This window comes from Aestuariivirga sp. (assembly GCF_037139295.1).
In the GTDB taxonomy this organism is placed as follows: domain Bacteria; phylum Pseudomonadota; class Alphaproteobacteria; order Rhizobiales; family Aestuariivirgaceae; genus Aestuariivirga.
In genome coordinates, this window is sequence record NZ_JBAXGR010000114.1 from 1 (window position 1) to 8,900 (window position 8,900).

Here is an 8,900-nt window from a genome sequence, read left to right on the forward strand (position 1 = left end):
CCGCCGTAACAACGAGGGCCAGCAGGGTCAGGGCGGCGAACCCCGCCAGCAGAACCAGCAGCCCCGCCAGGACGAGCAGCCGCGCAACGAGCCCGCGCCGGCTCCTGCCGCCGCCGCCGAAGAGCCGGATCGCTGGGAGGCCCCGTCCTTCCTGCGCCGCCCGGCTCCCGCTCCGGCCCCGGTCGAGGCCGTTGCCGAAGAGGCCGCAGCCGCTCCGGTGAAGCGACGCCGCACTCGCAAGGATGCCGCTGCCGAAGCCCCCGAGGGTTCGGACGTTTAACTTAACTGTGCCTTTTCAGGTCTTTGGCCTGTAGGCCAGCCAGTAAGTGAGGGCGACGCCACCGGCGCCGCCCACAATATTTCCGAGCGTGACCGGAACCAGGTTGCCGAAGAAGGAGGCCAGCGTGACATTGGCCCCAAGCGCCCAGCCCATGGGGATCAGGTACATATTCGCGATCGAGTGCTCATAACCCAGCAGCACGAAAGCCGAGATCGGGAACACGATCCCGAGGATCTTGTCGGCCACGCCGCGCGCCGCGAAGGTGATCCACACCGCAAGGCAAACCAGCATGTTGCACAGGATGCCGCGGGTGAAGGCCTCCATGGGGCCAAGCGCCACCTTGGCCTCGGCGATTGACCGGGCGGTGTCGCCCTTGGGGCCTTCCAGCAGGCCTGAAAGATACATCAGCAGCACCACGGAGAGCGCGCCGATCAGATTGCCGATGAAGGCATAGGCCCAGTTGCGCAGCAGCGCCGCCGAGCTCACCCGGCCATCGACCCGGGCCATGACGATCAGTGTATTGCCAGTGAACAGTTCCGCGCCCGCCACCACCACGAGGATCAGGCCCGTCGAGAAGACGATGCCGCCCAGCAACCGGGCCGGGCCGAAGCCGGGCGTGGTTCCGGCCAGCACGGCCGTGAAGCCCGCAGCCCCCAGGGCGATGAAGGCCCCGGCGAGCACGGAGAGGGTCAGGAGGGGGATGGCCGCAAGCGCTGCCTTTTTCACCCCAGCCTCTTCGATGCGGAGCGCCACTTCGGCAGGTTTGTAGGCGTCCACGCCCGTCGGATCGATCTTCTGTTCCATGCCTGCATTAGGTCTCAGAGAAGTTGCCAAAGCCTTGATCCAGCGCAAGGTTAGGCCGCCATGGCGGGGATCAGCATGGTCCCGCTTGATTGATTGCAAAGGCTTACCATATGACTGTCATCTAGAGCCGCTCTCCTTAGGGAATGCCTTACGGGGGTTCAGAATGGGTATGGGTGGCAAATCAAACCGTTGACGGCTTTTCAGGGGTGCCCGGTCGGGGCCTTTGCGAAGTGCCGAGGAGGAGAAATACATGGATATCGAGAAATACACCGAACGTTCGCGCGGCTTCATCCAGTCCGCCCAGTCGCTGGCCCTTCGTGAGGGCCACCAGCGCTTCACACCGGAACACCTTCTCAAGGTGCTGCTCGACGACGAGGAAGGCCTCGCCGCCGGCCTGATCAAGGCTGCGGGCGGTGATTCGCGTCTGGCGCTCAGGGAAACCGAGGCAGCGCTTAACAAGATGCCCAAGGTTTCGGGCGGTGGTGCCGGCCAGGTCTACCTGTCACCTGAAATGGCGCGTGTCTTCGAGGCCGCCCAGAAGATCGCCGAGAAGGCCGGGGACAGCTATGTCACCGCCGAGCGCCTGTTGCAGGCGTTGGCCGTCGAGCCGTCAGAAGCCTCCAAGATCCTCAAGTCCGCCGGTGTCACAGCGCAGGGCCTGAACGAGGCGATCAACGCGATCCGCAAGGGCCGCACCGCTGACACGGCATCCGCCGAGCAGGGCTATGACGCCCTGAAGAAATATGCGCGTGACCTCACAGAGGCAGCTCAAGCGGGCAAGCTCGATCCGGTCATCGGCCGTGACGAGGAAATCCGCCGCACCATCCAGGTGCTGTCGCGGCGCACCAAGAACAACCCGGTCCTGATCGGTGAACCCGGCGTCGGCAAGACGGCGATCGCCGAGGGCCTGGCGCTGCGCATCGTCAAGGGCGACGTGCCTGAGAGCCTGAAGGACAAGAAGCTGATGGCGCTCGACATGGGTTCGCTCATCGCCGGTGCCAAGTATCGCGGCGAGTTCGAGGAGCGCCTGAAGGCCGTGCTGTCGGAAGTGACGTCGGCCGAGGGCGGCATCATCCTGTTCATCGACGAGATGCACACGCTGATCGGTGCTGGCAAGTCGGAAGGTGCGATGGATGCATCGAACCTGCTGAAGCCGGCACTCGCCCGTGGTGAACTCCACTGCGTGGGCGCGACGACGCTGGACGAATACCGGAAGCACGTCGAGAAGGACGCAGCACTCGCCCGTCGCTTCCAGCCCGTCTTCGTAGGTGAGCCCACGGTGGAAGACACCGTGTCGATCCTGCGTGGCATCAAGGAGAAGTATGAGCTGCACCACGGCGTGCGCATCACCGACTCCGCGCTGGTGTCCGCGGCGATCCTGTCCAACCGCTACATCGCCGATCGCTTCCTGCCCGACAAGGCCATCGACCTGATGGACGAAGCCGCGTCGCGCCTGCGCATGCAGGTGGACTCGAAGCCGGAAGAGCTGGACGAGATCGACCGCCGCATCATGCAGCTGCAGATCGAGCGCGAGGCGCTGAAGAAGGAGACTGACCAGGCCTCCAAGGACCGCCTCGTGAAGCTCGAGAAGGAATTGGCCGAGTTCGAGGAGAAGTCGGCCGGCATGACGAGGCGCTGGCAGGAAGAGAAGGCACAGCTTGCCTCTGCCTCCAAGGTCAAGGAGGAGCTGGAGAAGGCGCGCTTCGATCTTGAGCAGGCGCAGCGCAAGGGCGATTTCGCCAAGGCGGGCGAGCTGGCTTACGCCACCATCCCCGGCCTCGAGAAAAAGGTGAAGGAAGCCGAAGAGTCTTCCAGCTCGCGCATGCTCGAAGAGGCGGTGACCGAGAACCACGTGGCACAGGTCGTGTCGCGCTGGACCGGCGTTCCCGTCGACAAGATGCTCGAAGGCGAGCGCGAGAAGCTCATCGCCATGGAGACGGAACTGGCGAAGCGCGTCATCGGCCAGTCGGACGCGGTGATCGCGGTGTCGACCGCCGTGCGCCGTTCACGTGCGGGCCTGCAGGACCCGAACCGGCCGATCGGCTCGTTCATGTTCTTGGGGCCGACGGGTGTTGGCAAGACCGAGCTTACCAAGGCGCTGGCCGGCTTCCTGTTCGATGACGAGCACGCGATGGTGCGCATCGACATGTCGGAATACATGGAGAAGCACTCCGTCTCGCGGTTGATCGGTGCCCCTCCCGGCTATGTCGGCTACGACGAGGGTGGTGCTTTGACCGAGGCCGTCAGGCGGCGCCCCTACCAGGTGGTGCTGTTCGACGAGATCGAGAAGGCGCATCCGGACGTGTTCAACGTGCTCCTGCAGGTGCTCGATGATGGCCGCCTGACCGATGGCCAGGGCCGCACAGTGGACTTCAAGAACACGCTGATCATCATGACCTCGAACCTCGGCTCCGAGTATCTGGTGAACCTCGGAGAGGATCAGGATGTGGACGTGGTGAAGGACGAGGTGATGGGCGTGGTGAAGGGCCACTTCCGGCCTGAGTTCCTGAACCGCCTTGACGAGATCGTCCTGTTCCACAGGCTCAAGCGTGAGCACATGGGCGCCATCGTCGATGTCCAGGCCGGCCGCCTGAGGAAGCTCCTCACGGATCGCAAGATCCACGTCGAGATCAGCGATGCGGCGCGCGACTGGCTTGCCGACAAGGGCTACGAGCCCGCCTATGGCGCGCGTCCCTTGAAGCGCGTGATCCAGAAGAGCCTCCAGGATCCGCTGGCCGAGGAAATTCTCGCCGGTCGCATCAAGGACGGCGATACGGTGAAGGTCGACGTGAAGGGCGGTCTTCTCACCTTCAACGGCGTGCCCGTTGGCGGCAAGACCGTCGTCGACCCGAAAGTCGTGAAGCTGCATTGAGAGCTGTTAGAAAAAGCAAAGAGGCCGGGCTAAGTCGCCCGGCCTCATTGTTTCGGGTGGGAATAACCTTCAGCGATCTGGTAGGCGCGGGCCAGGATCACAGTGAACATAACGATCATGAAGGCGTTCACGAATTCCATTAACACCCAAGATATCATTGATAAGACGACGAAGCCCATGAGTCCAAGCTTCGCGGCAACATCGAATGATACCCACGCAGATTCAATGACCAATATCATGCCTGCTAAGGCAATGGGTCCGCAACACACGATGAATCGGAACAGACTATATCCGAACACCCGACGTCCTCGTTCAATCGCTGCAGTGAAAGTTCGAATCCCACCTTCGGCGACGACCGCGGGAAGCCATGTGCCTGCTATGCCGAAGATAATTGCGGTGACAGCGGTAGCAACCGCTGCGGCAAGGTGGAGAGAGTCGATATTGATGACTGAGCCTGAAGTGTCCGAGATCAGCGTTTTGGCAGCGAAACTTGGTAGAACCAGCACTATTGACCGCCAGATGAACGGCAAATATCTGCGTTGCACATCGAGCATCGACGGGTTTGTTCCATTGAGCAGAGAAGCTTGAATGCGGATCGCTAGCCACGCGTAGGCAGCGTAGATTGACCAAGCAGGCAGTCCAGCGAAGGCTAGAACGAAGAAGGTCACGATGATGAGCATAATGAATAAAATGTTCTTCCAGCACTCCAGGAGCGCCTCTGCCCAAATGCCGCGTTTGAATTCAGATGCCCCACCGGACATTTTGAAACACCCCTCATTGCGATTCACGGATCCAATCAGCGCTGGTGCATCGCGTAAAGTTGAATATCGATTTCAACAGATGGCGCTCTTAGGGCCATGACCCTCGACGACTACAATCGCTTCTGCCGCAGCCTCGCCCACACGGCGCATGTCGTGCAGTGGGAGGGTGCGCATGTGTGGAAGGTGGGAGGAGCCAAGGGCAAGGTCTTCGCCATTGCCTCGCGCTGGCATGGGCCCTCGCTGGACTTCACTTTCAAAGCCTCGCAACTGAGCTTCGATCTGCTGAAGGACAAGCCGGGCATCAGGCCCGCGCCCTATTTCGCATCGCGTGGCCTTCTCTGGCTGCAGCGGCGGACGGCGGAGACGCTGGATGATGCGGCACTCAAGGACTATCTTCGCGAAAGCCATCGCCTCGCAGCACTGAACCTGCCGAAGCGGTTGCAGCGCGAACTGGGCCTCGGCTGAGCTTCATGCCTTGGGCGGATTGTCCTTCGCGAAGAGATAGACCGCGAGGCCCGCCGCCAGCAGGCCTGCGAAAATCAGATGCAGGGTGGCATAGGCCTGCTCTGGCGGATGATCCGCCAGCCGCTTCATCAAGGCGCCGCTCAAAGGTTGAAGCACGCCCGCACCACCAATGAACAGCACATTGAGCAGCGTGATGCCGCGGCCCAGCAGATGGTCCGGCACGAAGCTGCGGCCATGTGCCATCAGCACGCCATAGGTCATGCCGAAGCCGCCGAGCAGGCCGATGATGATGATCGCTGCGGTGAGCGACAGGCCGGGCAGGGCAAGGGCCGCAAAGCACAGCGCCGTGATGGTCACGCCACCAAATACCACCCATTTGCGGGTGCCGAGCAGGCGGTCGAGCGGACCATAGGCCATGGCGCCAGCGGACATCGCCGCCGCCATGACCAGCAACGCATTGCCGCGTGCCACCGGCTCGAGCCCGAAGACGGACGAGAAGTAGGGGCCGGCCCACAATCCGCGCTCCGCCAGCACTACGGCATAGCTGACGGCGGTGATGGGCAGCAGCGGCCAGAGTTCGCGGATCCTCAGGATGTCGCCAATGCCGCCGAGCAGTCCGCGGCTGCCGTGCGACGTGATGCGGACGGGGTCGCGGATCAGCACCAGAACCGAGATGGCAGACAGGGCTGTTGCCACGGCCATGCCGACCATCGCGCCCCGCCAGCCGATGGACTGTGCGGCCCAGGCGAGCGGCGAGGCCGCAAGCAAATTGCCAGCCGTGCCAAGGCCCAGCAGCCATGAGCACAGCAGCGCGAAGCGCTGCGGCGGCGCGATGCGGCCGAACATGTAGATGGCGCCCATGTAGATCGAGCCGCAGCCCGCACCGATGAGCAGCATGGCCAGATTGAGTGTGGCTGCGCTGTGTGCCGTAGCGAAGAGCAGGGCTCCGGCCACTGCCGCCAACATTTGCGCGGATACGGTGCGGCGCGGGCCCAGCGTATCCAGCGCCCAGCCCAGGGGGAACAGTGTTGCCACGAAGCCGAGGATCCAGAAGGCCTGAAGATTGCCCAGCGCCTGCGGGTCAAGCAGCAGTTCATGCGCCAGCTCAGGCGCGATCACCGCCAGGAAGGAGCGGTAGAACTGGCTCAGCACATAGGCCGCAAGAAAGGTGAGGAAGACGCGCATCGGCAAGCGTCATCGCAGGCACAGACGGCCCGCGCAAGCGATGATGATCTGGCGGATGACTTACTGCTGCTTGGCCTGTGCCACCTGCAGCGGCGAGGGTGCCTGCTGCATCATTGCCACAACGCGCTGCTTGAGCTGGTTGAACTTCATCAGTTCCTTGCCGGCAAGCTGCTTGCCGCCCGCGGCATTGATGCGGGTCGGGTTGACGGGGCGACCGTTCGCGTGGACTTCATAGTGGAGATGCGGGCCGGTTGAGCGGCCAGTCGAGCCGACATAACCGATGATCTGGCCCTGGTTGACCTTGACGCCGCGGCGTACGCCGGCGGCGAGCTTGCTCATGTGGGCGTAGAGCGTCTCGTAGCGGTTGTTGTGCTTGATCTCGACGGCAATGCCGAAGGACCCGTGGCGTCCTGCAACCTCGACTACACCAGAGCCGGCGGCGCGGATCGGGGTGCCTTGCGGCACGCCGAAGTCAACGCCTGCATGCATCTTGGAGTAGCCGAGCAGCGGGTGAAGGCGCATGCCGAAGCCGGAGGTTAGGCGGGCACCGGACACCGGCGTCTTCAGCAGCGACTTCTGGGCGCTACGGCCCTGCTCGTCGAAGTAGTCGGTTTGCCCGTCCTTGGTGGTGTAGCGGTAAAAGGTCTTCGTCTTGCCGTCGAGCGTCAGCTGCGCGAAGTGCAGCACCTTGCGGCGGGATGAAGAACCGGTCAGCGGGTTGCCGTAGAATACCTCAAAGGTGTCTGAGGCCTTCACCTGGCGCTGGAAGTCGACGTCATACGAGAAGATGCGGGTGAATTCCGCGATGATGTAGTCCGGGACCTTGTTGTCCTTGGCCGTGCCGTAGAGGCTTGAACCAACCTTCGCCTCGGTGCGGTAGTGGTTGATCTGCGCATATTGCGACTTGGTGCCGGCCTTGGTGCCTTCAATTGCCGCCTCGAAACGTCCGTCTTCGTCGGCGTTGACGGTGAGCGTTTCCTTGGGGCCGGGGTTGAAGGACAGTTCCACAGGGAAGGTCACTTCGCGGCCGTAGAAGTCGATCTGGCGGTCGAGCGTCAGTTCAACCGACGTGCCCGGCTTGATCATGTTCACCGGGAAGATCGGGTTGATGGCGGCAATCAGCGCCTTGGCCGCATCGGGGCCGACGCCTCGGTCGGTCAGCATGTCGATCAGCGTCTGGCCCTTGGCCAGCGTGAAGGTTTCGTCGGTTGGTTCCGACGGCACCTGCTTGGTGATGGTCGTGATGTTCTCGTCTTCATCGACATTGTCGATGTCGGCATTCATCACAACCGGATTGTCTTCGCTGTAAGGCAAGTCGTCAGTGGTGATTTCAGGATAGAGATTGGCGTTGTTCAGGTCGCGCTCCGGAACGACCGGCTGGTCGTTGCCATCTGCCTGCGGCTGGTAGGCGGAGGAGAGTTCCTTGCGCCCCATCATGGAGCCGCCGGCGGCATTGTCCGGATAGGCGCCCGTGAGCGAAGCCTTGTCCACGGCGGCATAGGCATCACGTGGGCCGGCATTCTCGCCGAAGATTCCCAGCACAGCGCTGCCGATGATGAGTGAACCTGCAATACCGGCAACACATGTGGTCAGCAGCCAGCGGTGATGAACCGCTTCGACCTGGAACGGATCAGGCGACGGTTCGGCCACGGCGGCCGGGGCTGGCAGTGCAGCGCGCGGGGCGGCAGGCGTGCGGGAAATCGCTGCGGCACGTGGCGGTACTGCCGTGCGAGGGGCAGGCGGAACACTTGCGCGGGGTGCCGGCTGTGAGGCCGGCTTGGACGGCGACTGTAAAGCGATGCGAGATGCCGTCGGCGCGGACTGAAGGTTGATGCGCGGTGTGGGCGTGGTGCTGGCCTGCGCCGCCGTGCTGGCGGCCGGTGGCTGCTGCGAGGGCAATGGCAGACGGGTCGTCGTGCCAGCAACTGGTATGCGGGCGCGAAACTGTCTGTCAACGCGATCGTTCAATACTCAAATCCCCTGTCACACTCGCTTGCCCGAATACACAAACCTGCCCACTTCCCTCGATCGGCAGGTCCTCCGGAGCCTGTTCGTTTGTCTCGCTCCGTCCGGGACTCAAGGGCCCCTCGGGAGGCCCCAGCGCGGATCGGAAAATGCCCGTCCGAGCCCTGATAGTCAACCCGCAATGGCCAGCCGGTTTCCACAGGGCTCGCCCAGCGTGTCCCGGTCCTGCCAAATAGGCAGGGACGGTGCCGGAAATGCCATCTGGCAGTATCCCACCCAGACGTTACCCATTCGTTAACCATGATCGAGAGGGCCTCTCGGGGTGTATGTTTCATGACAGTGGCCTGTTTGCTGTCACAAAACCCGCCGGAGATCTCCCCGAGACGCCAAAGTCAGCTTGTCCAAAGCGGTTGTTTGCCTCAACACGGATCAAATTGTGCCCAATGTTTCAGTTATTTGCGAGATTTTCGGGAAATCTTCATCCGAGGTGCTTGACTCCTCCGGGATGCTTCTCATATAAGCCGGGTCACTGAGGGACGCGGCGCTGTTTGTGCGCGGCGTGCCTTGT

Annotated in this window: 6 protein-coding genes and 1 pseudogene; 3 read left to right on the forward strand and 4 right to left on the reverse strand. The window is 62.7% G+C overall.

The window, feature by feature from the left end; genetic code table 11:
* Positions 1 to 280 (forward strand): annotated as a pseudogene (locus WCJ41_RS18295) (DUF4167 domain-containing protein); the annotation flags it as partial.
* A 15-nt stretch (positions 281 to 295) separates the two neighbouring features.
* On the opposite strand, the gene WCJ41_RS18300 reads toward WCJ41_RS18295, so the two are convergent.
* Entirely contained in the window at positions 296 to 1,084 is a 789-nt protein-coding gene (locus WCJ41_RS18300) for a formate/nitrite transporter family protein (protein ID WP_336907276.1), read from the reverse strand.
* Between the two features lie 250 nt (positions 1,085 to 1,334).
* On the opposite strand from WCJ41_RS18300, the gene clpB reads away from it, so the two are divergent.
* Positions 1,335 to 3,956 (forward strand): ATP-dependent chaperone ClpB, encoded by a 2,622-nt coding sequence (clpB, locus tag WCJ41_RS18305; RefSeq protein WP_336907277.1) that lies wholly within the window; start codon positions 1,335 to 1,337, stop codon positions 3,954 to 3,956.
* Between the two features lie 44 nt (positions 3,957 to 4,000).
* Here the strand turns inward: clpB and WCJ41_RS18310 are convergent, their stop codons facing one another.
* The gene (locus WCJ41_RS18310) at positions 4,001 to 4,744 is read right to left on the reverse strand and encodes a hypothetical protein (RefSeq protein ID WP_336907278.1); all 744 of its coding nucleotides are present in this window, start codon (positions 4,742 to 4,744) and stop codon (positions 4,001 to 4,003) included.
* Positions 4,745 to 4,813: 69 nt separating this feature from the next.
* On the opposite strand from WCJ41_RS18310, the gene WCJ41_RS18315 reads away from it, so the two are divergent.
* Positions 4,814 to 5,182 (forward strand): MmcQ/YjbR family DNA-binding protein, encoded by a 369-nt coding sequence (locus tag WCJ41_RS18315; protein WP_336907279.1) that lies wholly within the window; start codon positions 4,814 to 4,816, stop codon positions 5,180 to 5,182.
* A gap of 3 nt (positions 5,183 to 5,185) precedes the next feature.
* Here WCJ41_RS18315 and WCJ41_RS18320 read toward each other — a convergent pair whose 3' ends face one another.
* The gene (locus WCJ41_RS18320; RefSeq protein ID WP_336907280.1) at positions 5,186 to 6,367 is read right to left on the reverse strand and encodes an MFS transporter; all 1,182 of its coding nucleotides are present in this window, start codon (positions 6,365 to 6,367) and stop codon (positions 5,186 to 5,188) included.
* A gap of 60 nt (positions 6,368 to 6,427) precedes the next feature.
* The gene (locus WCJ41_RS18325) at positions 6,428 to 8,335 is read right to left on the reverse strand and encodes a M23 family metallopeptidase (RefSeq protein WP_336907281.1); all 1,908 of its coding nucleotides are present in this window, start codon (positions 8,333 to 8,335) and stop codon (positions 6,428 to 6,430) included.
* Between the last annotated feature and the right edge of the window lie 565 nt (positions 8,336 to 8,900).